This window comes from Streptomyces pseudoechinosporeus, from assembly GCF_054783935.1.
The window spans coordinates 357,353-382,453 of the sequence record NZ_BAAGPS010000023.1; the positions used below are offsets into that span (position 1 = coordinate 357,353).

The 25,101-nt window shown below is 69.8% G+C and carries 24 protein-coding genes; 6 read left to right on the forward strand and 18 right to left on the reverse strand.

Translation table 11 applies throughout. The annotated features are described in order from the left end of the window. Positions 1–210: 210 nt before the first annotated feature. The 3 genes from ACYVO6_RS25080 to ACYVO6_RS25090 all read right to left on the reverse strand — a co-directional run bounded on the left by ACYVO6_RS25080 (position 211) and on the right by ACYVO6_RS25090 (position 4,595). Entirely contained in the window at positions 211–1,572 is a 1,362-nt protein-coding gene (locus tag ACYVO6_RS25080) for an MbnB/TglH/ChrH family RiPP precursor modification enzyme (protein WP_461064730.1), read from the reverse strand. A gap of 571 nt (positions 1,573–2,143) precedes the next feature. After that, positions 2,144–3,370, reverse strand: coding sequence for a DegT/DnrJ/EryC1/StrS family aminotransferase (locus ACYVO6_RS25085; protein WP_461064732.1), 1,227 nt, complete (start codon positions 3,368–3,370; stop codon positions 2,144–2,146). 88 nt (positions 3,371–3,458) lie between these two features. Further along, complete coding sequence (locus ACYVO6_RS25090; RefSeq protein ID WP_461064734.1) at positions 3,459–4,595, reverse strand: GNAT family N-acetyltransferase; 1,137 nt, start codon at positions 4,593–4,595, stop codon at positions 3,459–3,461. 488 nt (positions 4,596–5,083) lie between these two features. Here ACYVO6_RS25090 and ACYVO6_RS25095 point away from each other — a divergent pair, with 488 nt between their 5' ends. Beyond that, positions 5,084–7,423, forward strand: coding sequence for an outer membrane protein assembly factor BamB family protein (locus ACYVO6_RS25095; RefSeq protein WP_461064736.1), 2,340 nt, complete (start codon positions 5,084–5,086; stop codon positions 7,421–7,423). A gap of 97 nt (positions 7,424–7,520) precedes the next feature. After that, on the forward strand, positions 7,521–8,648 hold the full coding sequence (locus ACYVO6_RS25100; protein ID WP_461064738.1) for a PQQ-dependent sugar dehydrogenase: 1,128 nt from the start codon (positions 7,521–7,523) through the stop codon (positions 8,646–8,648). Between the two features lie 35 nt (positions 8,649–8,683). On the opposite strand, the gene ACYVO6_RS25105 is transcribed toward ACYVO6_RS25100, so the two are convergent. From ACYVO6_RS25105 to ACYVO6_RS25125, 5 genes are all read right to left on the reverse strand, one after another. After that, entirely contained in the window at positions 8,684–9,460 is a 777-nt protein-coding gene (locus tag ACYVO6_RS25105) for a peptidyl-tRNA hydrolase (protein WP_461064740.1), read from the reverse strand. 253 nt (positions 9,461–9,713) lie between these two features. Further along, positions 9,714–9,986: a DUF7848 domain-containing protein gene (locus tag ACYVO6_RS25110; RefSeq protein ID WP_461064742.1), complete on the reverse strand. Its 273-nt coding sequence runs from the start codon at positions 9,984–9,986 to the stop codon at positions 9,714–9,716. Next, on the reverse strand, positions 9,983–10,165 hold the full coding sequence (locus ACYVO6_RS25115; RefSeq protein WP_461064744.1) for a hypothetical protein: 183 nt from the start codon (positions 10,163–10,165) through the stop codon (positions 9,983–9,985). Before ACYVO6_RS25115 ends, ACYVO6_RS25110 begins: the two co-directional genes overlap by 4 nt. Continuing rightward, the gene (locus ACYVO6_RS25120; protein ID WP_461064746.1) at positions 10,162–10,359 is read right to left on the reverse strand and encodes a hypothetical protein; all 198 of its coding nucleotides are present in this window, start codon (positions 10,357–10,359) and stop codon (positions 10,162–10,164) included. Before ACYVO6_RS25120 ends, ACYVO6_RS25115 begins: the two co-directional genes overlap by 4 nt. Continuing rightward, positions 10,356–10,565: a hypothetical protein gene (locus tag ACYVO6_RS25125; protein ID WP_461064748.1), complete on the reverse strand. Its 210-nt coding sequence runs from the start codon at positions 10,563–10,565 to the stop codon at positions 10,356–10,358. Before ACYVO6_RS25125 ends, ACYVO6_RS25120 begins: the two co-directional genes overlap by 4 nt. A 317-nt stretch (positions 10,566–10,882) precedes the next feature. Between ACYVO6_RS25125 and ACYVO6_RS25130 the strand changes: the two genes are divergently transcribed. After that, on the forward strand, positions 10,883–12,097 hold the full coding sequence (locus tag ACYVO6_RS25130) for a helix-turn-helix transcriptional regulator (protein ID WP_461064750.1): 1,215 nt from the start codon (positions 10,883–10,885) through the stop codon (positions 12,095–12,097). 260 nt (positions 12,098–12,357) lie between these two features. Here the strand turns inward: ACYVO6_RS25130 and ACYVO6_RS25135 are convergent, their stop codons facing one another. Together ACYVO6_RS25135 and ACYVO6_RS25140 are read right to left on the reverse strand one after the other, a co-directional pair. Then, complete coding sequence (locus ACYVO6_RS25135; RefSeq protein ID WP_461064752.1) at positions 12,358–13,065, reverse strand: hypothetical protein; 708 nt, start codon at positions 13,063–13,065, stop codon at positions 12,358–12,360. Between the two features lie 88 nt (positions 13,066–13,153). After that, positions 13,154–14,719, reverse strand: coding sequence for an oxidoreductase (locus tag ACYVO6_RS25140; RefSeq protein ID WP_461064754.1), 1,566 nt, complete (start codon positions 14,717–14,719; stop codon positions 13,154–13,156). Positions 14,720–15,062: 343 nt separating this feature from the next. Between ACYVO6_RS25140 and ACYVO6_RS25145 the strand changes: the two genes are divergently transcribed. Continuing rightward, entirely contained in the window at positions 15,063–15,968 is a 906-nt protein-coding gene (locus tag ACYVO6_RS25145; RefSeq protein ID WP_461064756.1) for an ABC transporter ATP-binding protein, read from the forward strand. After that, the gene (locus ACYVO6_RS25150) at positions 15,965–16,642 is read left to right on the forward strand and encodes an ABC transporter (protein ID WP_461064758.1); all 678 of its coding nucleotides are present in this window, start codon (positions 15,965–15,967) and stop codon (positions 16,640–16,642) included. The genes ACYVO6_RS25145 and ACYVO6_RS25150 overlap by 4 nt, the downstream gene beginning before the upstream one ends. A gap of 6 nt (positions 16,643–16,648) precedes the next feature. On the opposite strand, the gene ACYVO6_RS25155 is transcribed toward ACYVO6_RS25150, so the two are convergent. The 8 genes from ACYVO6_RS25155 to zapE all read right to left on the reverse strand — a co-directional run bounded on the left by ACYVO6_RS25155 (position 16,649) and on the right by zapE (position 24,276). Then, positions 16,649–16,846, reverse strand: a complete 198-nt coding sequence (locus ACYVO6_RS25155; RefSeq protein ID WP_461064760.1) for a hypothetical protein — start codon at positions 16,844–16,846, stop codon at positions 16,649–16,651. Between the two features lie 85 nt (positions 16,847–16,931). Further along, positions 16,932–17,792 carry an aldo/keto reductase gene (locus tag ACYVO6_RS25160; protein WP_461064762.1) on the reverse strand — a complete coding sequence of 287 codons (861 nt, stop codon included), beginning with the start codon at positions 17,790–17,792 and terminating at the stop codon, positions 16,932–16,934. Positions 17,793–17,952: 160 nt separating this feature from the next. Continuing rightward, complete coding sequence (locus ACYVO6_RS25165; protein WP_461064764.1) at positions 17,953–19,329, reverse strand: PhoX family protein; 1,377 nt, start codon at positions 19,327–19,329, stop codon at positions 17,953–17,955. Positions 19,330–19,421: 92 nt separating this feature from the next. Further along, positions 19,422–20,276 carry a slipin family protein gene (locus ACYVO6_RS25170; RefSeq protein ID WP_461064766.1) on the reverse strand — a complete coding sequence of 285 codons (855 nt, stop codon included), beginning with the start codon at positions 20,274–20,276 and terminating at the stop codon, positions 19,422–19,424. Between the two features lie 167 nt (positions 20,277–20,443). Then, positions 20,444–21,901, reverse strand: a complete 1,458-nt coding sequence (locus ACYVO6_RS25175) for a SulP family inorganic anion transporter (protein ID WP_461064768.1) — start codon at positions 21,899–21,901, stop codon at positions 20,444–20,446. Positions 21,902–21,909: 8 nt separating this feature from the next. Then, entirely contained in the window at positions 21,910–22,500 is a 591-nt protein-coding gene (locus ACYVO6_RS25180) for a carbonic anhydrase (protein ID WP_461064770.1), read from the reverse strand. A 180-nt stretch (positions 22,501–22,680) separates the two neighbouring features. Beyond that, positions 22,681–23,046 carry a hypothetical protein gene (locus tag ACYVO6_RS25185; RefSeq protein ID WP_461064772.1) on the reverse strand — a complete coding sequence of 122 codons (366 nt, stop codon included), beginning with the start codon at positions 23,044–23,046 and terminating at the stop codon, positions 22,681–22,683. A 135-nt stretch (positions 23,047–23,181) separates the two neighbouring features. Next, positions 23,182–24,276 (reverse strand): cell division protein ZapE, encoded by a 1,095-nt coding sequence (gene zapE, locus ACYVO6_RS25190; protein WP_461064774.1) that lies wholly within the window; start codon positions 24,274–24,276, stop codon positions 23,182–23,184. Between the two features lie 36 nt (positions 24,277–24,312). Between zapE and ACYVO6_RS25195 the strand changes: the two genes are divergently transcribed. Beyond that, positions 24,313–25,098 carry a pyrimidine reductase family protein gene (locus ACYVO6_RS25195; protein WP_461064776.1) on the forward strand — a complete coding sequence of 262 codons (786 nt, stop codon included), beginning with the start codon at positions 24,313–24,315 and terminating at the stop codon, positions 25,096–25,098. The last annotated feature ends 3 nt before the right edge of the window (positions 25,099–25,101 follow it).

A 25,101-nucleotide genomic window follows, 5' to 3' on the forward strand; every position in this document is an offset into this window, starting at 1 on the left:
GCGACGAGGGCGGTCAGGACCAGGGAACCTGCGGCTCCGTGGAGGAGGGCGGCTCTCATTCACGTATCCCTTCAGCGCACGACCATGGCAAAAGGGATATTCCGTTTGGTACTTGGCGAAGTAAAGCACCGGTCTGCCGGTGTCGGCTCTGTGTCCCTTGTTGGCGGTGCCTGTTGCGCTACGGGCGCACCAAGGCCCGGCTGGAACCGCTCAACGCCTCAGCAGGACCCGTCGCGTGGCTCGCGCCAAGCGGGCCGCCGGGCGTCGGGACAGCGGGGCGGGGCCCGAGCGTTCCAGCCACCAGTCGCTCAACTTCCGCTGTACGTCGGCGTCTTCGAGGCGGCCGTGCAGGAGAAGGTGCTCGGCGAAGGCCAGCGCGTCGTGCCGGTAGCCGTCGGTCATCGGGTGGCCGTGCGTGTACGCCAGGAACTCCGGCCGGTACGCCCCCGCCAGGATCTCCGGCAGTTCCGGAGCGACCTTGGCCACGACATCGGCCCGCTTCGAGGCGAGCGCCCGCGCCTGCACAGCCAGCCGCGTCCGGTCGAAGCCCTCGGGTGCGGGGGTTCCGGCGACGAGGGCGGAGAGGAGGGCGGCCTGGGCGAGGGCCAGGCGCTGACGGGCGGGTTCGGTGTCTACGTCGGTGGCGCCGGTGCCTGTGTCCGTGTCGGTGTTCCTGTCCGTGCCTGTGTCTGTGTTGTCCTTCGGGGCGTCCCCGGCACGTATGCCTGAAGACTTGATGCTTGCGTCCGGAGCGTTCTCCACGGTTTTCCGGATCGCCGTCAACTCCCGCTCCAGCTCGGCCGGTTCGGGGAAGTTCTCGTCCCGCTCCAGGAGTACGCCCGGTGGGCGCACCCGGGACGCCAGGTCCGCGAGGATGTCGAGGACCGCCGAGGGCACGGCGTGGGCGTGGCTGTCGTGCCAGATGCCGTCGCGTTCGAAGCCGCCGGCGACGTGGACGTAGGCGATGGCCTCGACGGGCAGTTCGTCGAGGGCCCTGGCGGGGTCCTCGCCACGGTTGACGTGGTTGGTGTGGAGGTTGGCCACGTCGATGAGGAGCCGTACGCCGGTACGGTCGACCAGGTCGTACAGGAACTGACCCTCGGTCATCTCCTCGCCCGGCCAGGAGAACAACGCCGCGATGTTCTCCACGGCGAGCGGCACGGGCAGGACGCTCTGCGCGATACGGATGTTCTCGCACAGGACGTCGAGGGCGTCCCGGGTGCGCGGCACGGGCAGCAGGTGCCCGGCCTCCAGCTGTGGCGAGACGGTGAGGGTGCCGCCCGCGCGGACGAACGCGATGTGCTCCGTGACGAGCGGTGCGGCCAGCGCTTCGGCGCGCTCGGCGAGGGCGGTGAGGCGGTCCTCGTCGGGCCGTTCCGCGCCGCCGAGGCCGAGGGAGACGCCGTGCGGTACGACCGTGACACCGCGTTCGCGCAGGCGCCGCAGCGAGTCGGGGATGTGCCCCGGGCACACGTTCTCCGCGACGGCCTCGACCCAGTCGATGCCGGGCATGCGCTCTACGGCCTCGGCGATCTCCGGCCGCCATCCGATTCCCGTACCCAGTCGCTGCATGACGGGGTCATGGCCCCGAAACGCCGGGGCGAACCCATCGGCGGGGACGTTCAGAGCAACATTTGAGGTTCGTGGGTGGCTGGTCGCGCAGTCCCCGCGGGTGCCTCCGGCGGTTGGGCGGTTGGGTTCGTTTTCGGGTGCGGGTGCGTGGTGGCTGGTCGCGCCGTTCCCCGCGCCCCTGGGGTGCGTGGGTGGGTCGGGGCCGTGGGCCGGTGCGTCAGCCCGTCGCAGGCCGGGCATACGGCCCGGTGTTGGTACAGGGTCCTGGTTCTCCGAGACCGAACCTACGCGACGGGCATAGGACGCACCGGCCCACGGCCCCTCCCGCCGGTGGGCAAGTGCGGGCACGTTGTGGCTGGCGGCTCCGGGTGCGCCCCGTCAGGGGCGCGGGGAACTGCGCGACCAGCCACGACGGGCCCGCAGTCGCCAGCGAACCGAACCCACCACCCCCGTAGGCGGCGTCCAGGTCACGGTGTGTCAACCCGTTCGAAGACGCTGAGGCTCGGATCGTGGTCCAACGCTCCGATGCCGTACATCGGCGTCCTCCAGTGGAAGAAGTTGTCGCCGGGCGTCAGCCCAGGGGCGTCCGTGGCGCCGGGTCCGGCAGCGGGGCAAGGAGGGACGGGTACGCGGTCGTCGCCTGCTCCCTGGTCAGGGCGGCGGTGATCCTGCGGGCCAGGAGTGGGTCGGCCGGGAGTACGTGTGAGGCGAACCAGCGGGCGGCCGACGGGGCGGGGGACGGTTCGGTGAACTCGGGGCCCGCGTAGTCGTCGAGCGGGGGATCGTAGATGTATCCGGCGATCACGCCGTGGTTCACCAGGCGTTCCACGAGGGCGTCGCGGTCGTGGACCAGGAGCGGCACCCGGAAGACGGGAGGAGGGCCGTCGTGGGTGGCCCGGTCGCGCAGTGCCGGGGAGGCCCAGGCTGTTCCCGAGAGCAGGGAGACGCCGGCCCTGCGGCGGGCGAGGTTCGCGTCGAGGCCCGCCATGCGGAGCCCCAACTGGCCGCGGACGAGGGCTCCGTGGCGGGAGCGGAAGTCGTGCAGGTCGACGCGTACCCATGGCTCGTACGCGGTCAGACTGGGCGCCTCGCGAGCGCTGCGGGCCAGCCGTGGTGCGTGCAGGGGCATGCGGAAGTCGTCGCGTTCCAGCAGGCCGAGGCGCTGCATCGTGCGCCACGCCGGGCGCACCAGGTGGAGGGTGCGTACGGTGGAACGCGCCAGCGGGCGCAGTGCCGCTGCCAAGTCGGTGCGCAGGCGGGCCGGTTCGAGGAGATCGTCGCGCAGCAGCTCCAACTCCCGTCGGGTGCGCGCGTCCTCGACGGCGAGGAAGCCGCCGGCCATCGCCGCCACATGCTTGGACAGGCTGAACGCCGCCGCCTTCCCGAACGTCCCGATCGGCTGCCCGTCCACATGCGTGCCGATCGCGTGCGCCGCGTCCTCGAGCAGGGGGATCCCCAACTCCTCGCAGCGGCGCCGCAGTTCGACGACCCGGTCCGGCATCCCGTACAGGTTCGTGGTCAGTACGGCGTCCACGTTCCGCCAGGTCGACTCGGGTACGGCGGCGGGGTCGATGTTGCCGTCCCACATGGACACCGGGGCCTGCACCGGGCGCAGCCCCGCCGCGAGGACCACGAAGAGGATCACGTCGTCGTTCACCGGCGACATCAGCACCCGTGCGCCCGGCCGGCACCAGCGCCGTAGCGCGAGATACAGCGCCAGCCGTGCCGAGGGTGTGTAGACGCATTCGCGTCCGAGCCGCCGTGTCATCGTCGCGGCGAGCCGCGATCCGTACGGCATGGTCACCTCTTCCGTCGAAGGGCCGTCAGGGGTCGTTCGAGGGGGTGCACAAGTGGGCGTACGAGGGGGGCGTATGAGGGTGTTCTGCTCAGCGTGCGCGGGGTACGGCGCTGCCGGAGCCCGTCCGGCCCGACGTACGCAAGGAGCCGACCGTCTTCAGCAGCCGGTCGGCCGGCTCGCGCAGGGTGGGATGGGCCAGGACCGTGTTGCGCAGGCCGCGTACCGGTCTGCGCCACAGCCGGTGCGCGGTCGCCACCGGGTGAGGGCGGGTCGCGAAGCCCTCGGCGACGCGCAGCTCGCGGGTCTTGAGCCAGTCCTTGTACTCCTTGTCGCCGCGGCCCATGTCCATGAGCCGTACGCCGTCCCGGGCCGCCGCCTCGGCCATCCGCAGGTGCATGATCAGGCCGGGCGAGTAGTAGCGGAACTCGGGGTCGTACGCGGTGAACCAGGCCGCGAGCACCGTGCGCGATCTCGGCCCGAAGTGGGCGGCCACCGGGCGGTCGCCCGCGTACACCACGGACAGCACACCGGTGAAGTGCTCCTCGCGCACCTGGAACAGATGGTCCACCAGGTCCACGATCCACGGCCGCGCGAACCGGTCCATCCGCCCCGTCCTGCGGTACTGGGCGGACTTCCACCGCATGAGCGTGCGCAGCACGCGCGGATCGCGCTCGTCGAAGACGAACCGCATCTCGCCCAGGTCGCGCCCCAGGCGGCGTTCCTTCTTCAGCGTCGTCTTGGCTATCCCCGGGTACGCGGCCCGCAGCCACTGTGCGTAGTCGCCGTCGCCGGGCTTCAGGTCGAGCACCGGCGAGGGGAACGTCCCCGTGACGTACTTGCCGAAGGGCTTCTGCTCCTCGACGAGATGGTCGAACTCGAAGACGGACAGCCCGCAGGCGCGCAGCAGTTGCTCGGTGTCCCAGGTGATCCCGGGGCGGTGCACGAGGGCCTGGCAGTCGGAGAGGCCGAGACCTATGGCCCGGCCGACGCCGAAGGAGTTGCGTTCGTACGGGAGGAAGCCGACGGGTTCCCCGTTCTCGTGCAGGACCGCCACGCGCGCCCCACCGCGGCACTCGCCGATCCCGGCCGCGAACTCCGGTGCCAGGAACGGGTTGGCGTAGTCCTGCGACTCGTCCATCGCCCGGTGCCAGGCCCGGCTGAGCGAGGCGTCGAGAGCCTCGGCTCTGTGGATGGTGATGTCCACGTCACTGCTGATCGATCGCATGGGCGACCGCCCCCCGTTCCCCCAACACGCGTTGTCCGCGCCCCACTTGTCCTGCACTTGGCAGAGCTCAAACGTGGCGAAACATCCCGCAGGCTGTCAAGGGTGTCTGTTGCAATGAAATGCTATAGATCGGGTAACAAGGTCTGTTCGGGTATATCTGCCGCAACTCACGGCGACTTGCGGCACCTTGCTGACCCTTGAGCTTTTCAGCAGCAGGGGCGGTGCCGCCCCTGCTGGGAGGTGCCCCCGGACGGGCTGAAATCAGCCCGTCCGGCGCTTGAGGACCGGGGGTCCGGGGGCTGGCCCCCGAAACGGGGCTCGGGGCGGAGCCCCGACGGGATCCCAGGGGCGTAGCCCCGTGGAACCCACGGGCACCCTGCCCGCGTCCGAGCGCACAGTGAGGTGCGTATTCCGTGCCTGCCGGACATCATGGACGGGACAGACATCCGGGGAGCGCAAGCCCTCCGGCGGGGGCACATGGGGGGCCCATGGCACAGCCGTTGGAAAGCAGCGACCCGCGGCAGGTGGGGCCGTACCGCATCATGGGCCGCCTCGGAGCCGGCGGGATGGGGCGCGTCTACCTGGCGCGGTCGCCGGGCGGGCGGGCGGTCGCCGTCAAGACGATCCGGCCCGAACTGACCGACGACCCCGAGTTCCGGCAGCGGTTCGCCCGGGAGGCGGCTGCCGCTCGTGCTGTCAGCGGGGCGTTCACGGCCGCGGTCGTCGACGCGGATCCGTACGGGGACCCGCCGTGGCTCGCCACCGTCCATGTCGCGGGCATCTCGCTGGACGCCACCATCGCGCGGCACGGCCCGCTCCCCGAATCCTCGGTGCTCGCCCTGGGCGCCGGCCTCAGCGAGGCGCTCCAGGCCATCCATGCTGCGGGCCTCGTCCACCGGGACTTGAAGCCCTCCAATGTGCTGCTGGCTCCCGACGGGCCCAAGGTGATCGACTTCGGGATCGCGATCAGCGCCGGTTCGAGCTCGCTGACCCGGAGCGGAGTCGTCGTCGGCACGCCCGCGTTCATGTCGCCCGAGCAGCTGACGGGTGGGCGTGCCGGTGTGCCCTCCGATGTGTTCGCCCTCGGTGGGGTACTCGTCCACGCCGCCACCGGAGAGGGCCCCTTCGGGTCCGGTTCGGCGGCCGGCATCGGCGTTTCCGTGGTCCATGACGAGCCCGGCCTGTCCACCGTCCCCGAAGGCCTGCGCCCCCTCGTCGCCCGCTGCTTCGAAAAGGATCCGGCACGTCGGCCCACGGTCGCGGAGCTGCTCGCCGAGTTCGCCGGCCGTATCCTTCCGTCGCCCGCGGCGGCGTACGGCCAGGACACGGTCACCCTCGCCCTGCACGGCGGGGCCTGGCTGCCCGCGCCCGTGGCCGCCTCGGTGCGGCGCGCCGAGGAGGCCGGCATGGGCCGCCAGGTGCCGGAGACGGGTCGGCGGCCCGCGACAGCCGGGGTCGGGGGAGCCGGGGTCGCGGTGGATCCCCGCCTGCCGCAGGAGCCGTTCAGCGAAACCACGGGGGCAGCCGAGGCGCGCTGGACGCCGACCGCCGCCTCGCCCGAGGGCCCGCGGTACTCCGGTTCGGGCGCCTCCGGTCCCGTACCCCCGGGTGGTCCGCCCACCTGGACGGACGCGCGGTTGCGGCCGCAGCCGTCACCTGGGCCTTCGGGCAGCGGACCGCTTCCGGGTGGCGAGGGAGACCGCGATCCTGGTACGCCCACTCGCCGCCGCGTACTGATCGCGCTCGCCGGAGCAGGCACCGTCGCCGCCGTCGGCGCGGGTACCTACCTGCTGGGGCGCGGCAAAAAGGACGACCCCGACGAGAGCGCGGGCAACGACCCCCTGAACGACCCGGAGACCGACCCGATCCCGGGCAGCCGGAGATGGACGTACAGCACCGGAGGCCCGGTGGCGCCCGCCCTCCTCGCCGCGGGCGGGCTGGTGTACGCCGGCAGCAAGGACGGCAGCATGTACGCCTTGGACGCCGATACCCGCAAGCCACGCTGGGCGTTCAGCACCGGCAACGGCGTCTACACCTGCCCCGCCGTGGCCGGTGGCCTCGCCTACTTCGGCAGCGCGGACTACCAGCTCTATGCCGTCGACGTGAAGACCGGCGACCAGCGCTGGCAGTTCAGCGCGGGCGGCGAGGTCAACTCCTCGCCTGTGGTCGCCGGGGGAGTGGTCTACGCGGGCAGTGACGACGGCCGGCTGTACGCCGTGGACGCCGATTCCGGCGACCGGAAGTGGGCGTTCGCCGCCGAGGGCCGGATCCGTTCCTCCCCGGTGGTCGCGTGGGGCAAGGTCTTCGTCGGCAGCGAGGACTCCCGGCTGTACGGCATCGACGCGGCGACCGGAGAACGCGCCTGGGCCTTCGGCACGGACGGCGACGTCAAGTCCTCACCGGCGATCGCCGACCGCGTCGTCTACGCGGGCAGCTACGACGGCAACCTCTACGCCGTCAACTGCGACACCGGCGAGCGGCTTTGGACCTTCGCCACGCGGGGCGGTGTGGGTTCCTCCCCGGTGGTGTCCGACGGAGTCGTCTACGTGGGGAGCGACGACGGCAATCTGTACGCGGTCGACGCCCTCACCGGGAAGCAGAGGTGGAAGTTCACCATCGGTGCCATCGTCTACTCCTCGCCGACCGTCCTCGGCGACGCCGTGTACGTGGGCAGCAAGAACGGCAACCTCTATGCCGTACGAAAGGACACGGGCAAGCAGCTGTGGAGGCACCCCACCGGCGCGGACATCCGCTCCTCACCCGCCGCGACCGGTGGCACGGTCTACGTGGGCAACGACAGCGGGACGGTGTTCGCGGTCAACCGCTGAACGCGTCGGCCCGTAGGCGATTCTGTTCCAGTGATTGACCGTGTCCCGTCAGGTCGCGATTCTGAAGCGGAAACCTCCACCCCCCACTGGAGAACCGATGCGACCGACCAGCAAACGCAGGACCCGTAGAACGCTGACCACGGGCACAGCCCTTTCTCTCGCCGGGCTGTTTCTCGCCGGTCTCACCGGACTCGGGCCTGCCCAGGCCGACACCGCAACTCCCGCCGCCCCAGCGGCAGTTGCAGGCGTACCGACCTCCGTCACCCCCCTCACCACCGGGCTGACCATCCCCTGGGGCGTCGACTGGTTGCCCGACGGCTCCCACGCCCTGGTCACCGAGCGCGACGACTTCCGGGTCTGGAAGGTCACCCCCGACGGCACCAAGACCCAGGTCGGCGCCGTGCCCGAGAGCCAGACCACCAACGGCGAAGGCGGACTCATGGGCGTCGCCGTCGACCCCGACTGGGCCACCAACCACCACGTGTACTTCATGCACACCGCCGCCGAAGGCAACCGCATCGCCCGCATGACGTACGACGGCACCTCGCTCAGCGGCTACACGGTGATCCTCCAGGGCATCAGAAAGGCCACGTACCACAACGGCGGACGGCTCGCCTTCGGCCCCGACGGCTATCTGTACGCCACGACCGGCGACGCCCAGAACACCGCCCTCGCCCAGGACCGCGACTCCCTCAACGGCAAGATCCTGCGCCTGACCACCTCCGGGGACCCGGCCCCCGGCAACCCCTTCGGCAACCACGTCTACAGCCTCGGCCACCGCAATCCGCAGGGGCTCGCCTTCGACCGCAACGGGCGGCTGTGGTCGGCCGAGTTCGGCAACACCCGGTTCGACGAGTTGAACCTGATCAAGCCCGGTGCCAACTACGGCTGGCCCACCTGCGAGGGCACCTGCTCGGTCGACGGGATGACCAACCCGAAGAAGACCTGGACCACCGGGGAGGCCTCGCCCAGCGGCATCGCCATCGCCGACAACGTCGTCTACATGGCCGCCCAGCGCGGCCAGCGCCTCTGGCACATCCCCATCGAGGGCGACACGGAGAACGTGGGCACGGCGACGGCGTACTACGTCGGTACGTACGGCCGGCTCCGTACGGTCGTGAAGGTGCCCGGCAGCGAACAACTGTGGCTGACGACCACCAACGCCGACGCCAACGGAGGCCAGCCGGACGGCGCGGACCGCATCCTGCGGGTCACCCTGGGCTGAGGGAAGCCGTCGCTCTGCCGGACGACGCCGCGTACTCAGCCCCAGGTGGCCGGTCGTCGCGCGTCTTCCGGCAAGGCGCCGGCCCGCTCGTATCCCTCGACCGCGACCGTCAGCCCGGGCGCGATCTCCGTGAAGCCCGCGTCGCGTACCAACGGGAGCCCGCTCGTGGTGAGTTGGGCCCACAGAGCAGGAGGCGGGGTGCGGACGGAGAGGGGGAAGCCGGCGTCGCGCCAGGCGATGCGGGCCTCGTCGGGGAGCTCCCACCAGGCGAGTTGGGCGCCGTGACCGGCTTGGGCCATGGCCTTGCCGGCCGACATGTCGACATCGGGGCTCATCCAGAGCACGGGGGCCGTCGGGTCGGGGTCCCCCGGTGCTTCCGGGTCGTCGAGTTCTGTGCCGGAGACCTGAAGGCGGGCCAGGTCCTTGGGCCAGCCGTCCAGAGGGACCGGCGGGAAGACGCGTACCTCGGCCGACCTGCCCATGACCGTGATGCCCGGCAGCGCTTCGGCCCGCCGCCACTCGGCGCCACGCGCCCGCCGCACCACCTTGCGGATCCGGGCGTCCTGCCAGTCCCGCATCGCCTGGGCCCACTCACCGTCCCCTTGCGACCGCTTGTCGCTGAGCATCACCAGGACGGCGCGGGCAGCGGTTTCGAGTGCGTCCGTACGCGCCGGGGGCTCGCTCCGCTCGATACGGACGACCAACGGCAGCACGTACTGTGGCGCCTTGTCGCGGACGGTCGACTCATGACGAAAGGGGCTGTCCTCACCACCGGCCTGGCCGCCCGGGGTGCTCGTCTGCTCGCTGCTCACGCCCTCCAGTCTGCCAGGCGGAAGATCGGCTCTTCTGTGCGCGGCCGAGGTCCTTCAGCCATGGTGCGTTTCCCTTCGACATGCTGCGGGGATTCGGTCTCCGCACCGTTTTGCTGCACGCCCCCAACTGCTCAGTGAAACCTCGGCAGTTGGGGCGCTGCCCATTCCGGACGGGGGGAGGCCGGTACGGGAGTCCGGCGTGCTGCCCTTTGGTTTCCCGGAACGGCAGCCGCCGAGGTGTGGTGCTGGGCGCTCAGTCGCCCTGGTCGTCGTGCTCGGCGTAGGGGTTGTCTCCGGTCGGTGTCACTCGCCAGAAGGTTTCCGCCGTCGCCTTGTACTGACGATGCGTCGGATTGAGCCCCGTGTGTTTCAGCGCCCAGACCTCAACGGGCAGGCGTTCATCGTCGGTTGGCTGCGCCTGTGCCCCGCAGGTGATGCACTCGGCGGAGTAGATGCCGTGCGGGGCCCCCTCGGCGGTTTCCGCTCCGAGCGTCCATTGGGCGGCTCGGATGATGGAGCGCGTCACTGTGCCCTCCCCCTGCTCCGGCCCTTTCCGGCCGCGGAGCAGCGCGGGCAGCGGCACGCCGGGTAGCCGCTGGAGACTTCCGGCACTGTCGCCGGTTTCACGGTGTGCTGGGCGCGCACGAGGGTGCGGGCACCGGTCTCGGCATTGATCCGGTACACGGTGAGGGTCATGGTCGTCACGACGTCCCCCTGCCGATGCGCTCGAGGCGGTAGGCGCCCCACAGCTCCCGCCCCGTCTCGCAGCCGTCCGACGCTTTGGCCGCGCCCTTGCAGCCGTGGGTGCACTTCTGCGTGTGCTCGACCCACAGCCGGTAGGCGGCCAGCATGGGCGTTTCGGCGTTCCGTACGGCTGCCCTCAGCCTGTCGTCGCTCACCGGCCTACCTCCGTGAACTCCCGTACAGACAGGGACTGTTGGCGTTCCTCAGGCGAGAGGACGTAGGGGCGGCCCGTGGCGCCGGTTGCCTCCCAGGGGCGCGGCGGGAACCACTCGGCGCGCGGCTGCAGCTGCGGCACCTGCGGGGGCGCCGTGTGCCGCTCTGTGCGGTGCCTGCGCGCGTTGACGAGTCTCGCGCCCAGCACGTTCGAAGCGAGGCGCCCGGTGCGCGCTGGAGAGGGCGCAACGGGGGGCGTGGTGCGGCGGTGCCGGGCGGGCGTACGGGGCCTGCGTAGGGCCACCCTCACCCTTCCGATCAGACGTGATACGAAGTTCATCGTCGACGCTCCTAGTCAGCGTTGGCCACGACCCCGGCCGTTCGCGCGGTGCGGGGTCACTTGCGTCTGACCACGCTGTCCCCTGGGCGCAGGCTGCACCACGGCAGAACTGCCGCATTTGGGCGGCGTCTTGGCTGCACGCGCTAACCTGACCAGGGGAGACGGCACCCGGACGGAGTACGGGCATGGCAGGCAAGCGGCAGCGTCTGGCTCAGCGCCGGAAGGCGAGCGGCTACACACAGGAACAGTTCGCGGACGCCCTGAAAGTCGACCGCACCACGGTGCAGCGCTGGGAACGGGGCGAGGTGGACCCGCAACCGCATCAACGGCCGAAGATGGCAAAGCTCCTCCAACTCACGTCCAGGGAACTGGACGAATTGCTTTCATCCGATGTTCTTCCCCTCGTTCCCGCAGACGGCTGGATTGTTAGCCAAGCGCCGGCAAATGATGACGAAATGGTCGCTTGGGAATTGGCTCGACGCGTTCAGGCAAGCGACGTCGGGCCGGAAACTCTGACGCGTCTAGAGCAGGCTTTTGATGAGCTGGCAATGGCGTATCCCGTTACGCCTCCGCATAAACTCTTGGAGCGCGTACGGCAGCACTCCGCATATGTGGTGAGTCTGCTCGACGCGCGCAAAACGCTTGCTGAACATAGGGGACTGCTGGTCGTCGGCGGATGGCTGTCACTGCTCGGCGCAACACTGCACATTGATCTGAAACAGGAGCACGCTGCCGCGGCCAGACTGCAAACCGCGGTTACCCTCGCGCGACAGGCGGAACATCCGGAAATCGAAGCATGGTGCTATGAAACCGATGCGTGGCGCGTGCTCACAAATGGCGACTACGTACGGGCCCTCGAACTGTCCCTAGCCGCTCAGAACGTCGCCCCTGCAGGAACATCGGCACTGATTCAAGCGACCGCCCAGGAAGGGCGCGCACGCGCGAGGCTCGGCCACGCCACAGAGACCTACGCAGCCATCGACCGGGTACAGAAGATGGCCGACACATTGGAAAATCCGGAACGGCCGACAGAGCATCACTACCAATACGATCCGGCAAAGACCCTCGCCTACACAGCAACTACCCTCGCGTGGCTGGGCGACGCTGCCGCAGAGCCGTACGCGCGTGAGGTGATCGCGCGTCTGAGTCCTTCCAACGACGTCAGTAAATGGCCGCGGCGGGTGGCTTCCGCGAACATCGACCTGTCGCTGGTTCTCCTCGCAGGCGACCGTCTGGACGAAGCCTGCGACTCCGTAGAGAAAGCCATACTCAGTGGCCGCGTAGTGCCGTCGAATCATTGGCGAGCGCTGGAAGTCGTCAAGGCGGTTGAGGCTCGACAACTGCCGGAAGCGCCGGACCTGCGCGAGGCGTACGAGGGTTTGAAATCCATCGAGGCGTAGCAGTTGCCGTAAACGCAGAAAAGGCCCCCTCTCGCCCCGCGTAGTGCAGAGACGAGATGGGCCTTAGAACTCCTACTGAACTTGAATGCGTGATGTCGGTCAATCTTCGATGACGAGACCGGTATCGGCGGACCCTCATTATTGCCGCCCGAGACCAAATTGAATTCTCCTTCAAGGAATCCCGACACCATTCCGCAAAAATGGAAATATCTCGCGGGGTAATGACGAGGTGAAACCTGATGTATCGCGGCTCGAGCCAATTAGCGACTGTACCAGTAGAAGGCATGTACCGAGTGCTCTGTATCAACCAGGTAGATATACTGGCTACACGGTAGATCGTTAATCATCTTCTGCAGCATGATGCCGACCCCGGCGCCGACGGTCCCCAGTCGGCGGGAATACGTCTTGTCTTTATCATGTATTTTGTCGGTGATCCGGTGTGCGATGTCGGCCAACGCGGACTCACGGTGGGTGTGCGCGCATGGTTCGTCTGGCACGAAAACCGATTCGGTCAGCGTCGTGATCCACGCTGCGGACGGAGTGACTGACGGAGTGACCGGGGGGAGTCGGCCAAGGAGTCCGGTTACAATGGCTGCGCCGCGCGCCTTCCGCCGCCAAAAGCGAGGAAGCTCCTCATCCGAATCGGAGTCGAAGGCCAGCCAGTCCTTGTGGCCGGGCCGGCTGATCCGGATGAGTCGACCTGTCAGCTCGCTGACCTCCGCGTCGCAATATTCACAACACAGACCGTAGGGGTCGGCACCGGGCAGCTGGCCTCGTTCGTGAATCGGACGGCAGGAATTCGCTATCCGACCGCAGAACGTGCATATAGCTGGTTCAGTCGACATCATCACCTGCTCTGTCAAGTCCGTGTGTTCACGCGATCCGCCTGCCGCCCGAAGTTGTTGTGGGCACAGATATGTCGCGAGCGTATCGAGCTGCTGCCGTCCGCCGATGCTACGACCCAACATCCGGGACCGGTCCCGTGAGCCCGACCCAGGTTGCAAGACAGGGGCAACGGCTGGTGGTCTTCGGGCAGCCCCGAGCCGCTCTTGCCCGCTAGTTTTTCTGCAGGGTGCGGGTGACACCCGCGATGACGGCGGTCGTCAACACCCAGCCGAAGGCGATCAGCAGGTAGGCCAGCCACTGGAGGCTGTCGTTCGACCAGTACCAGGCCGTGCGCTGACCCAGACCACCGATGGGGATCAAGAGGTCGAGTGTGTAGACGAGGGGCTGGAACGGGGCGCCTTCGCCCGGTTTGACGCGGGTGGGAGAGTGCGCACCGAAAAGCAGGGCGCCCAGCAAGGTCAGTATCAGGAGCCAGACGCCGGCCAGCCATGGCCGATAGCCGTAGCCGACGGTCACGTCGAGGAGATGGCCCCATGCGCGGGCTGCCGGGGACAGGGCGCGGCGCCGGTGGCGTTGCTTGGCGAGGAGGACGCGGCGGGCGTCATCGTCGTGCCCGGCCTTGCGGTACCAGGCCGCCAACTGCTCGTACGGTTGTGGGTTGTAGCCCGGACTGCTGCGTATCCATGCCACGCGTCGGGCCACGGACTCCCGGTCTCCCACGGCCTCGTAGCGCTCGTCGTTCGCGTCCGCCGTCTTGATGGAGCCGTAAATGAAGCCGTCCAGCTCCACCCTCTCCGGCCAGCTGTGCTCGTTCTCGTGGAGGTACGACACCTGGGCGCCCCGCAGGTCGAGGGTGCCGGATGGGGACCGGGCGAGGGTGAGATCGAGGTCGACGGCTTGCAGGTGCATGGCGATCAGGGCCGGGGCGTTCCCGTCGTCGGTGGGCGGGCCGTTCAGGACTGCTCCGTCGAAGGTCACGTTGTCCATGACCTGGGTGCCGCGCAGCCGTACCGTGCCGTTCGCGGTGAATCCCTCGGAGAACTTGAGCGACGAGGCCATGGCGTTATCGAGGGTGAGGGCCACGCCGCGTGGGCCGGGTCCTTCCAGCCGGGCGCCCTGCATGACCAGCGTGCCCGGCAACTGCGCCCCCATCAGCCGGACTTCCCCGTATGCGACGAACCCGTTTCGGCAGAAGACGCCCCCTTCCATGGCCAGGCCACCGGCCGACAGGGCCCACCCGTCGGGTGCGATCAACGCGGCCCCGTTGAGGAGCAGTCCGCCGTTCACCCGAGCGTCGGTGAGCGACAGGGCGGTGCTCACGCGGTTGAAGGGTGTGGGGGCGCCGCCCTCTACCACGGAGTGCCGCAGGGAGAAGTTGCCCTCGATGCGGGCCGAATCGGCCTCGATGCCGGGTATCCGGCTGTCCGTGAACACGAGGGTCTGCGTCGACGCGCCGAGGAGATTCACCGCCTCCTCGAACCAGCATGCCTCCAGCCAGAGGGCATGGGCGATCTGCGCGCCGGCCAGGTCCAGGCGTCCGGAGATCCGTGCCCCGGTGAGCCTCAGACGCGCCACCGCACCCGGTTGCCCAGTGTTCGCGCCCAGCAACAACGCGGCGACCACCGCCGCCCGCACCGTCCGCTCGGGTCCCCACCGTCCGCCGTCGGCGACCCGGTCCTCCTCCGGCGTACCCGTACGCAGGTCCACCCGCCGCCCCTCGGGGAACGCGTCCCACAGCTCACGCTCAGGTGAAGTCAACTCGTCGTAGGAAAGCACTCATGCAGAGTAGTGATCTTCCTTCGTGCTCGTCTGGCCCTACCGCACCCGTATCGGAGGAAGACCCATTCTGTTAGGAGTTCTTAAGTGGTGGATGCCTTGCCAGCGATCACGTGTGAGTGGGTGTTTGATGTTGATGCGCGCTGACCGTTTCAACATGCTTTAGTGCATTTATTGCAGGTCACGTCCATGGACGTGACTCGTCGTCTCTGGCCACTGCTCGCGCCCTCCAGTCTGCCAGGCGCAAGATCGGTCCCTGGAAGACTGGAAGATCGGCTCCTCGGCTGGTTCCTCTGGCCGGTTTCTCTGCGCGCATCCGAACGTACGGGTGAGGATGGCCCGCATGAATCGCGAGTTGCTGCTTGAGGGGGTCGGTCGCCGCTACGGCCTCGGCCGCGCCGCCCCATGGGTCCTGCGCGGCGTCGACCTCACGCTGGCCCCAGGCACCCTGACGCGCGTTGAGGGCGCCAACGGCACCGGCAAGTCGACCCTGCTGCGCCTGCTCGCCGGGATCGACGCCCCCACCGAGGGCCGCATCACCGGCCGTCCGCGCACCGCGTACGTCCCCGAGCGCTTCCCTGCCGCCCTGCCCTTCACCGCGGCCGGCTATCTGATCCACCTCGGCAGCATCCACGGTCTCTCCCGTGCGGAGGCCGCCCGTGCCGCGGTCGAGTGGCTGGAGCGCCTGGGCGCCGCCGAGTACGCCCGTACGGCGATGTCGGAACTCTCCAAGGGCACCAGCCAGAAGGTCGCGGTCGCCCAGGCCCTGCTCGCCGAACCGGAACTCCTCGTCCTCGACGAGGCCTGGTCCGGCCTTGACAGGGCCGCCCGCGCGGTGCTGGAGGAGGCGGTGCTGGAGCGCACGGCCGCCGGTGGCACGGTGGTGTTCGTCGACCACGACCCGCGGCGGCTGGCGGGGATGCCGGACGCTACGTACGCGGTGGTCGACAGCAACTTGCGTGCGGTTACGGGGAGTTCGGCGCCGCGGGACTCGTACGTGGTCGTCGAGGTCGAGGGGCCGTCGGGTGCCGAGCCGCCCGCCGAGGCGACACGGCTGACGGTGTCCGTCGAGGAGTCGGGGCCCGGAAGGTTCCGCCTCAGCGTCCCCGAGTCCCACTCGGACACCGTTCTCAGGACCTTGCTGACGGCCCGTCCGCCGTGGCATGTGATCAGCGTGGGGGAGGAGCCCGCCGCGAACGGCGTACTGACGCCCCGCCCTGCCGACACCGACGTCGAGGTCCGCTCATGACCGCCCTCCGTCCCCTCCTCCGTTACCAGGCGGCCCTCCTGCTGCGTTCGCAACGCTGGCTGCCTCCGGTCATCCTGTACGCGGTGTTCCTGGCCGTCGGAGTCCAGACGGGCCAGCCGGTGCTGGACTCGCTCGGTTACGCGGCCGCCGCCGTACTCCCGGTCGCCGCCTGGTTCGTACGGATCTGCGCCACCAACGAACCGTTCGCGGCTCGGAGTTGTGTGGGCGCGGCGGTGGGGCCCGCGCGGGCGCATCTGGCCTGCCTGCTCACGGCGTTCGGCGCGGCGGCGCTGCTAGGGGCGGTGGCGACGGTCGTCGTGACGGTGATCAGCGATCCGACGAGCACGAACCACCAGACGCGCCTGCCCATCCTCCCAGCGGGCGGGGCCGGGCTCGTCGCCGCGCTGGTATGCGCCCTGCTGGGCACGGCCGTGGGCGCGCTCACGACGTGGCCGCTGCTGCGTTCGCCCGGCCGGGCGGTTCCGGCGATGCTGCTCGGGGCGGTGCTGGCGCTGGTGGTGACGGGTTCACCGGCCCGGGCGGCGATCAGCGACCTGGTGACGGGCTCGCAGGCGGGGACGGTACCGGCGCCTTTGCTGCCGCTGATCGGTGCCGGCGCGATGGCAGCGGTGGCCATTGCGGTGGCTTGCGCGCTCACCACCCGCCGAGGCTGATCGCCGTCACCCGGAGCAGGCGGTGCGCTGCGCCTCCTGCCACTCGCAGACGGGGCACAGCGTGATCCCCTTGTACGACTCCGGGTACTCCGTGGGCTTCTGGCACAGCACGCACTCGGCGAAGGGCGGGCCCTCGGCCCTCGCCGGGGCTTCCGGAGTCTCCCGGTCGACCTCGGAGCCGCCGGTGCCGCGGTAGTCGCTCATGGCTCCAGCGTAGGCCGGGGCCGGACCCGGTGCGACCGATGCCCGCACCGGTGAACCCGCCTGTGCCGCACTCCTTGTCAGCTCGTCACGCCGCGTCGAGTCGGGCCAGCTCCTCGGCGGACAGCTTCAGCTCCGTCGCGGCGACCGAGTCGCGGATGGTCTCGGGGCGCGAGGAGCCCGGAATCGGGATCACCACCGGAGCCTTCGCGAGCATCCACGCCAGGCACACCTGCTGCGGGCTCACCCCGTGCGCCCGCGCCACGTCCGCGAACACGGCGAATAGCGAGCCCAGCTCACCAGCCTGCGCAATACCGCCCAGCGGGCTCCACGGCAGGAACGCGATGCCCAGTTCCGCACAGAGCTCCAACTCCGGCTCACTGGAGCGGAATGCGGGCGAGAACTGGTTCTGCACGCTCACCAGCCGGCCGCCGAGGATCTCGCCTGCCTGCCGGATCTGGTCAGGGTCGGCGTTGGAGATGCCCGCGAAGCGGATCTTTCCCGCGTCCAGCAGATCGCGGATCGCCCCGACCGACTCCGCGTACGGGACCCTCGGGTCCGGCCGGTGGAACTGGTAGAGCCCGACGGCCTCGACGCCGAGCCGCTGGAGCGACGCGTCACAGGCCTTCTTCAAGTACTCCGGCGAGCCGTTCAGCGTCCATGAGCCGTCGCCCGGACGCAGGTGACCGCCCTTCGTCGCGATCAGCACGTCCGAGGTGTCGCCGCCGTACTCGGCCACCGCACGGGCGATCAGGGACTCGTTGTGGCCGACCTCGTGGGCGTGCAGGTGGTAGGCGTCCGCGGTATCGATCAGGGTCACGCCGGCCTCCAGCGCGGCGTGGATCGTCGCGACCGAACGCCGCTCGTCGGGGCGCCCCTCGATGGACATCGGCATGCCGCCCAGACCGATCGCGCCGACCTGGACCTCGCCGATGGTGCGTGTCTGCATGGAGGTTCCTCCTGGGGGAGTCATTCGGTACGCCCAGCCTCCACCTCGACGTTTTTGGCGTCCAACACGAGAATCCGATCGCTTTGAGCAGCAGTGGTGATGAATCGAAAGCTCGTCGTTGAAGCCGCCGACGGCCCGTGCTCGGCACCGCGTGGCAGGGCTACCTTCGCCAGGGCCCCGTCACCGCGAACGTCGTCCCCGGGCGATAGCAGTTCACGTACATCGTCTTCCCGTCCGGGGAGAAGGTGACGCCCGCGAACTCCCCCCACTCGGGCTCCTCGGGCGTACCGATGTTCTGGCGGTTGCGGGCCATCGCGTACACCTCGCCCCGCCGTGTCACGCCGTACACGTGCTGGGCGCCCTCGCCGTCCTCGCAGACCATCAGGCCGCCGGTGGGGGCGAGGGCGATGTTGTCGGGGGATTCGCCGGGGAGTTGTACGTCGGTGTCGGGGCCGAAGACGATCACCAGGGTGAGGCGGCGGGCGTCGGGGTCGTAGCGCCAGATCTGGCCGTAGTGGTCGGCGGCGGAGCCCTCGGCGCTGCGGGCGAAGGAGGAGACGAAGTAGACGCTCCGCCCGCCCCAGTAGCAGCCCTCCAGTTTCTGGGCGTGGGTGATGCCCTTGGGACCGAAGTCCTGGAGGCGGATGGGGGTTTGGGCGGCGAGCGGGTCCGGTACGTCCGCCCACTCGATGCCGTCGAACGTGGCGCCCGTCTCCTGGATCGTGGAGAGGTCCGGTACGCCAGGCACACGCATCGCCTGGAGCCGGCCGCCCGCGCGGAGCGAACTCCGCCCGCCCTCGGGCTTGTTGGGCAGGAAGCGGTAGAAGAGGCCGAAGGGCTTCTCGAAGGCGTCCTCGGTCTCGTAGACGATGCCGTGCTTCGGGTCGACGGCGATCGCCTCGTGCTGGAAGCGGCCCATCGCGGTGAGGGGCACGGCGCCTGTACGGTGCGGATCCGCCGGGTCGACCTCGAAGATGAAGCCGTGGTCCTTGGTGTAGCCGTTGGTACCGGCCTTGTCCTCGGTCTCCTCGCAGGTCAGCCAGGTGCCCCAAGGGGTCGGTCCGCCCGCGCAGTTGACGGCGGTACCGGCGATGGCGACCCGTTCCCCGAGCACCTTCCCGCGCTCGTCGAGCGTCAGCGTCGTACAGCCGCCCTTGCCCATCGGGTCGTACGTCAGCCCGTCGACCGTCGGGACGGCGAGCGCCGCGGTGTTGCGGTTCTCGTGGTTGCGGACCAGGTGGACGCGGTCTCCGTGCCTGTCCGCGGAACGCCCGGCGAAGGCGGCCATCCCGTCGTGGTTGCTGGGCACCTTGCCCTCCCCGGAGCGGAGTTCGTCGCCCTCGCGGGACAGCACGCGATAGCGGAAACCCTTCGGCAGGTCGAGCAGGCCCTTGGGGTCGGGGACGAGGGGGCCGTATCCGGAGTGGCCCAGCGCGGTGGCCGTACCGGCGAAGAGTTCGGACAGGGCGCCGGAGAACGCGATGCCTGCTCCCAGGGCACCGGACCGGGCGAGTACTTGCCGTCGTGTGGCGGACATGGGGCGACCTTCCTGTTGGCGGACAGGATTGTGACCCGCACGTGTGTATCACGTGGTGGGAGCGGCGTGAACCACGCGCGTGGCGTGGCGCCTCACTGATCGTCAGGCGACCCGCCGGGCGAATCAGGCGACTCGGGCTGCGGGGGACTCGTGGGCTCACCTGCTCGTTCGCCAAGCGCCGGAGCGGCCTGCTGCGCCCGCTCCAGGAACCGCAGCAGCTCCACCGGGAACGGCAGCACCAGCGTCGAGTTCTTCTCGGCGGCGACCGCCACCACCGTTTGCAGCAGCCGGAGTTGGAGCGCGGCGGGCTGCTCGGACATCACCCCGGCGGCCTGCGCCAGCTTCTTCGAGGCCTGGAGCTCCGCGTCGGCGTTGATGATCCGGGCCCGGCGCTCGCGGTCGGCCTCGGCCTGCCGGGCCATCGACCGCTTCATCGTCTCCGGCAGCGACACGTCCTTGATCTCGACCCGGTCGACCTGCACACCCCAGCCCACCGCCGGGCTGTCGATCATCAGCTCCAGGCCCTGGTTGAGCTTCTCGCGGTCCGACAGGAGGTCGTCGAGGTCGCTCTTGCCGATGATCGAGCGCAGCGAGGTCTGCGCCATCTGTGAGACCGCGAAGCGGTAGTCCTCGACCCGGATGATCGCGGCTGCCGCGTCGACCACCTTGAAGTAGACGACCGCGTCGACCCGCACCGTGACGTTGTCCCGCGTGATGCCCTCCTGGGCGGGCACAGGCATCGTCACGATCTGCATGTTCACCTTGTGCAGCTTGTCGATGGCGGGGATGATCATGGTGAACCCGGGCGGGCGCGGCTCATCGCGCAGCCGCCCGAGCCGCAGGACGACACCCCGCTCGTACTGCCTGACGATCCGTGCCGCCGCCGCGAGGTACACCAGCCCCGCGCTCCCGGCCGTCACGCCCGCGGCCACCAACTCCTCAAGCATGATGACGACCCCCTGCCGTGCGAGTCTCCGCCGTTCGAGCCCCTGCCCGTTTCGAGTCGCCGTTTACGCCGCTCTGAATCGCTCAATGTCGTTCTTTTAACGGTATGCCTGGTCCGAGGCTCCGGTCGAGCCTCGGACCAGGTCTGCTCACAGGTGGTGAGGACCGGTTACGGCGTGTTGACCTTCACCGGCTCGGTCCCGGTCGCGCTGTGCCGCTCGGCCCAGTTCTCCAGGGCCGTACGGCAGGCGTGGTCCAGGTGGTGCAGTCCGGACAGGTCCAGCTCCACCGGCCGGTCCTGGGGCAGCGCCTCCAGGCTGTCGAGGATCTTCGGCAGCCGCAGGAAGGTGGCGTTGCCGGACAGGTACGCCTGGACCGGACCCGCTCCCTTGTCGATGATCTCCAGCTTGATGTGCGAGGCCTCCCAGGCCGTCTTGGCGACGGCCAGGCCGAGCCCGATCAGGACGCCCTCGAACATGTTCACCGCGACGATCGACACGGCCGTGATGATCAGGATCAGCGCCTCGCCCCGGTGATCACGCCACATCGACGCGATCCCCCGCAGCGGGATGAGCTTCCAGCCCGCGTGCACCAGGATGCCCGCGAGCGCCGGCAGCGGAATGTAGGCGAGCACCGCGGGCAGCAGCGCCGCGAACAGCAGCAGCCATACGCCGTGCAGCACACGGGACGCCTTCGTCTTCGCGCCCGCCTGGACGTTCGCCGAGCTGCGCACGATCACCGCGGTCATCGGCAGCGCGCCGAGCACACCGCAGACGGTGTTGCCCGCGCCCTGCGCCATCAGTTCCTTGTCGTACTCGGTCCGCGGTCCGTCGTGCAGCCGGTCCACGGCGGCGGCGCTGAACAGCGACTCCGCGGACGCGATCAGTACGAAGGCCGCGACCGTGCCGAGCAGGCCCACGCTCGCCAGCTCACCGAAGGCGTCGAGGCCCGGCGGCTGGATCGAGTCGAGCAGGCCCTGGACCTCGACGGTCGCCACGGGCAGCGAGAACACCAGCGCCACGATCGTGGCGAGCGCGACCGCGCCGAGCGCCCCCGGCACCGTACGGACCTGCCGCGGCAGGTGCTTCCACAGCACGAGCACGGCGATCGTGCCGGCCCCGAGCCCGAGCGAGGCCAGCGCCTCGGCGGATCCGGCGGAGTCGGCGAGCAGCCCCGGCAGCCCGGCCAGCTTGGCCAGACCGGAGGCCGGGGCCTCCACGCCCGCAGCCGAGTAGAGCTGCCCGGCGATCAGGACGAGCCCGATCCCTGCCAGCATGCCCTCGACGACGGCCACCGAGATGGCCCGGAAGTAGCGCCCCAACTTCAGGGCGCCCATGAGGAGCTGGATCAGTCCGGTGGCCAGCACGATGACACCGAGCACGGGCAGCCCGAACTCGCGTACGGCCTCGAAGACCAGCACGGTCAGACCGGCGGCCGGACCCGAGACCTGCAGGCTGCTGCCGGGCAGGAATCCGGTGACGAGTCCGCCCACGATGCCGGTGACCAGGCCGAGTTCGGCCGGTACACCGGAGGCGACGGCGACGCCCACGCACAGCGGCAGGGCGACCAGGAAGACGACGAGGGAGGCGGCGAAGTCCTGCCGCAGATAGGGGTACTTGGTCGTCATCGTGGCCCTCACAGCGCCGTGAAGACGTCGGACTGCACGTCATGGGCCAGTACGGAGCCGGTGTGGATCTCGTAGAACCAGCCGTGCAGGCGTAGTTCACCGGCCGTCAGGCGTCGCTCCACGCATGGGTACGAGCGGAGCCTGAGCAGCTGGGCGAGTATGTGCCCCTGAACGGCGTCGGTGACGGTCGGGTCCTCAACCGCCCCTGTCGGCTTGGGTGTTGCGTGCGTGAGCCAGTCGCGGACGGCGGGTACGGCGGTCAGGTCCTCGTCGCGCACCAGGGCGCCGACGGCACCGCAGTGGGAGTGGCCGCAGACGACGATGTCGTCGACTCCGAGGACTTCCACCGCGTACTCGATGGTGGCCGCCTCACTCGTGGGGTGTTCGGAGGCGTACGGGGGGACGATGTTGCCCGCGGTGCGCAGCTCGAAGAGTTCACCGGGCCGGGCTCCGGTGATCAGGGCCGGGACGACCCGCGAGTCGGAGCAGGTGATGAACAGCACCTGCGGGGACTGGCCTTCGGCGAGGCGGGCGAACTCCTCCGGGCGTTCGGCGGACTGCTTCCGGAAGGAGCGGGCGTGATCGATGAGGGGCTGCATGAGTCAGTTCCTCCTGGCGCGCCGTGGGGGCGCGTCGGTGTGTACCAGGCGTGCCGTCACGGCACGTCGGTTGACGAGACAGAGCGCATACGGGCACGGCGGCACGACCCCCACGTCGCGCGCTCGGCAGACGTGGCGTGGTGAGGGTGGGGCGTGAACGGTTCGTACCCGGCGGTCAGATCAGCAACGGAAGACCTGAAGTACCGCTGGGGTATGGGCTCTTGACGATCTGGTCGTACGGAGCGACGCGGCTGCCCCGGTGTGTGCCGGGTCCCCGTGCTCGGTCGCCGGGTTCCTGGCGACCAGGGCGCGCGCGGGTGTCTCCTGGGCGGAGTCCGTGGAGCGCTGCCGGTCGCGGACCCTGAGGGGCGCCGTCTCGGCGTTGAGATGCTTGCCCTCGCCGCAGCCGGCCGGTTCGGCGTCGACCGCGGTTTCGGCCCTCGGGTGTGCGGACGCGACGGAGGCGGTGGGAGCAAAGAGCTGCAGGGCCAGTAGGACGGCGGCGAGTACGCCATACAGCGTCCGGGCCGTCGTGCCTCGTAACATGCGCCCCCTCTCAGCCGCTCTCCGGTCAAGGCTTCTCACGTCAACAGCCAAGTTAACGCGGGAAGTTGTTTGCAGGGTTAACTTAACGTTTCACCCTGAAGAGAACCTGAAAGGGCCGGTGAAAGTTCCCGGTGATCAGTTCTCCACCAGCCCCTTCGCGTCGCGGGCCAGCGCGGTGAGCCGGGAAATGGCCCGGAAGTACTTCTTCCTGTAACCGCCCTTCAGCATCTCCTCGCTGAACAGCTGGTCGAAGGGCAACCCGGAGGCGAGGACCGGCACTTCGCGGTCGTAGAGCCGGTCGGCGAGGACGACGAGCCGCAGCGCGGTCGACTGGTCCGGGACCGGCCCCACATCGGTGAGGCACACCGCCTTCAGGCCGTCGGTCAGCGCGCCGTACCGGCTGGGGTGCACCCGGGCGAGGTGCGCCAGCAGATGCGGGAAGTCGTCGAGCGCGGCGCCTTCAGTGGCGTACGCCGCCTTGGTGACCTGCTCGTCGGAGAATGGCGGCGGGGCCTCGGGCAGCCCGCGGTGGCGGTAGTCCTCGCCGTCGATGCGCAGCGCGCGGAAGTGCGCCGACAGGCCCTGGATCTCGCGCAGGAAGTCGGCCGACGCGAACCGGCCCTCGCCGAGCTTGCCGGGCAGCGTGTTCGAGGTGGCCGCCAGCGCCACTCCCGCCTCGACCAGCTTGCCCAGCAACGTGGACACGAGGACGGTGTCGCCGGGGTCGTCCAGCTCGAACTCGTCGATGCACAGCAGACGGTGACCGGACAGCGTCTTCACGGTCTGCTGGAAACCGAGCGCGCCGACCAGGTTCGTCAGCTCCACGAACGTGCCGAAGGCCTTGAGCGCGGGCTCCGCCGGGGTCGCGTGCCACAGGGAGGCGAGCAGATGCGTCTTGCCGACGCCGTAGCCGCCGTCGAGGTAGACGCCGCGGGGGCCGGCCGGGCGGGCCTCCGGCTTGCGGGAGAACCAGCGGCGCCTGCCCGCACCGGTGGCGTGCGCTCCGCCGAGCCCGGTCGCGAAGCGGTCGAGGACCCTGACGGCCTCGCTCTGGCTGGGCTGGTTCGGGTCCGGGATGTACGTATTGAAGCGGACCGAGTCGAAGCGCGGCGGCGGCACCATCTCGGCGACCAGCCGGTCCGCGGGAACGTGCGGCTCGCGGGCGCACAGGGACAGCGGGGTCGCTTCGGCCGGCGGGCCGGTCCCGGAGGCTGCGGTGGAGGTGGACACGCTTACTCACTCTACGGGGCGTGCCACACTGCCGACATGCGACGCCTGTTCCCTGTGACCGACGAGACAGCGCCCTCCGGCAGCGACGCGGACCGCGAGTGGAGCCTGGCCGAGCTGGCCGCGGCCTACGCGTATCCCGAGCACGGTCCGAGCGGCCGGGAGCCCTGGCTGCGGGCCAACATGGTCTCCACGCTCGACGGCGCCGCCCAGCACGACGGCCGCTCCGAGCCCATCTCCGGCGCCACCGACATGCGGATCTTCGGCACGCTGCGGGGGCTCGCGGATGTGGTGCTGGTCGGTGCGGAGACGGTACGGCAGGAGGGCTACCGGCCCGCACGCGCGCGTGAGGACTTCGCCGCCCTCCGGGAGGCGGCAGGCCAGGGGCCCGCTCCCGCGATCGCGGTGGTGAGCGCAAGCCTCGAACTGGACTTCACGCTGCCGCTGTTCACCTCGCCCCTGGTACCCACGCTGCTGCTCACGGGAGCCGCGGCGGCTCCCGACCGGATCGCGACCGCCGAGAAGGCCGGCGCCCAGGTGGTGATCGCCGGGGACGGCATGGGTGTGGACCCCGCTCGAGCCGTACGCGCCCTGGGTGAGCGCGGACTGCACCGGCTGCTGACCGAGGGCGGGCCGCGGCTGCTCGGCCAGCTGGTCGCGGCGGGGGTGCTCGACGAACTCTGTCTGACCCTCTCCCCGATGCTCACGGCGGGGGACGCGCAGCGCATCGCCGGAGGGCCCCGGGTGGCGGTGCCCAAGCGGTTCGAGCTGACGTCTCTGCTGGAAGAGGCCGGGTTCCTCTTCAGTCGATACCGTCGGACGTGACGC

Coding starts and splice junctions, on each gene's coding strand:
- ACYVO6_RS25080 (WP_461064730.1), bottom strand. CDS start 1,572: ATGCAGCGACTGGGTACGGGAATCGGATGGCGGCCGGAGATCGCCGAG.
- ACYVO6_RS25085 (WP_461064732.1), bottom strand. CDS start 3,370: ATGCCGTACGGATCGCGGCTCGCCGCGACGATGACACGGCGGCTCGGA.
- ACYVO6_RS25090 (WP_461064734.1), bottom strand. CDS start 4,595: ATGCGATCGATCAGCAGTGACGTGGACATCACCATCCACAGAGCCGAG.
- ACYVO6_RS25095 (WP_461064736.1), top strand. CDS start 5,084: ATGGCACAGCCGTTGGAAAGCAGCGACCCGCGGCAGGTGGGGCCGTAC.
- ACYVO6_RS25100 (WP_461064738.1), top strand. CDS start 7,521: ATGCGACCGACCAGCAAACGCAGGACCCGTAGAACGCTGACCACGGGC.
- ACYVO6_RS25130 (WP_461064750.1), top strand. CDS start 10,883: ATGGCAGGCAAGCGGCAGCGTCTGGCTCAGCGCCGGAAGGCGAGCGGC.
- ACYVO6_RS25135 (WP_461064752.1), bottom strand. CDS start 13,065: ATGTTGGGTCGTAGCATCGGCGGACGGCAGCAGCTCGATACGCTCGCG.
- ACYVO6_RS25145 (WP_461064756.1), top strand. CDS start 15,063: ATGAATCGCGAGTTGCTGCTTGAGGGGGTCGGTCGCCGCTACGGCCTC.
- ACYVO6_RS25150 (WP_461064758.1), top strand. CDS start 15,965: ATGACCGCCCTCCGTCCCCTCCTCCGTTACCAGGCGGCCCTCCTGCTG.
- ACYVO6_RS25155 (WP_461064760.1), bottom strand. CDS start 16,846: ATGAGCGACTACCGCGGCACCGGCGGCTCCGAGGTCGACCGGGAGACT.
- ACYVO6_RS25160 (WP_461064762.1), bottom strand. CDS start 17,792: ATGCAGACACGCACCATCGGCGAGGTCCAGGTCGGCGCGATCGGTCTG.
- ACYVO6_RS25165 (WP_461064764.1), bottom strand. CDS start 19,329: ATGTCCGCCACACGACGGCAAGTACTCGCCCGGTCCGGTGCCCTGGGA.
- ACYVO6_RS25170 (WP_461064766.1), bottom strand. CDS start 20,276: ATGCTTGAGGAGTTGGTGGCCGCGGGCGTGACGGCCGGGAGCGCGGGG.
- ACYVO6_RS25175 (WP_461064768.1), bottom strand. CDS start 21,901: ATGACGACCAAGTACCCCTATCTGCGGCAGGACTTCGCCGCCTCCCTC.
- ACYVO6_RS25180 (WP_461064770.1), bottom strand. CDS start 22,500: ATGCAGCCCCTCATCGATCACGCCCGCTCCTTCCGGAAGCAGTCCGCC.
- ACYVO6_RS25185 (WP_461064772.1), bottom strand. CDS start 23,046: ATGTTACGAGGCACGACGGCCCGGACGCTGTATGGCGTACTCGCCGCC.
- ACYVO6_RS25195 (WP_461064776.1), top strand. CDS start 24,313: ATGCGACGCCTGTTCCCTGTGACCGACGAGACAGCGCCCTCCGGCAGC.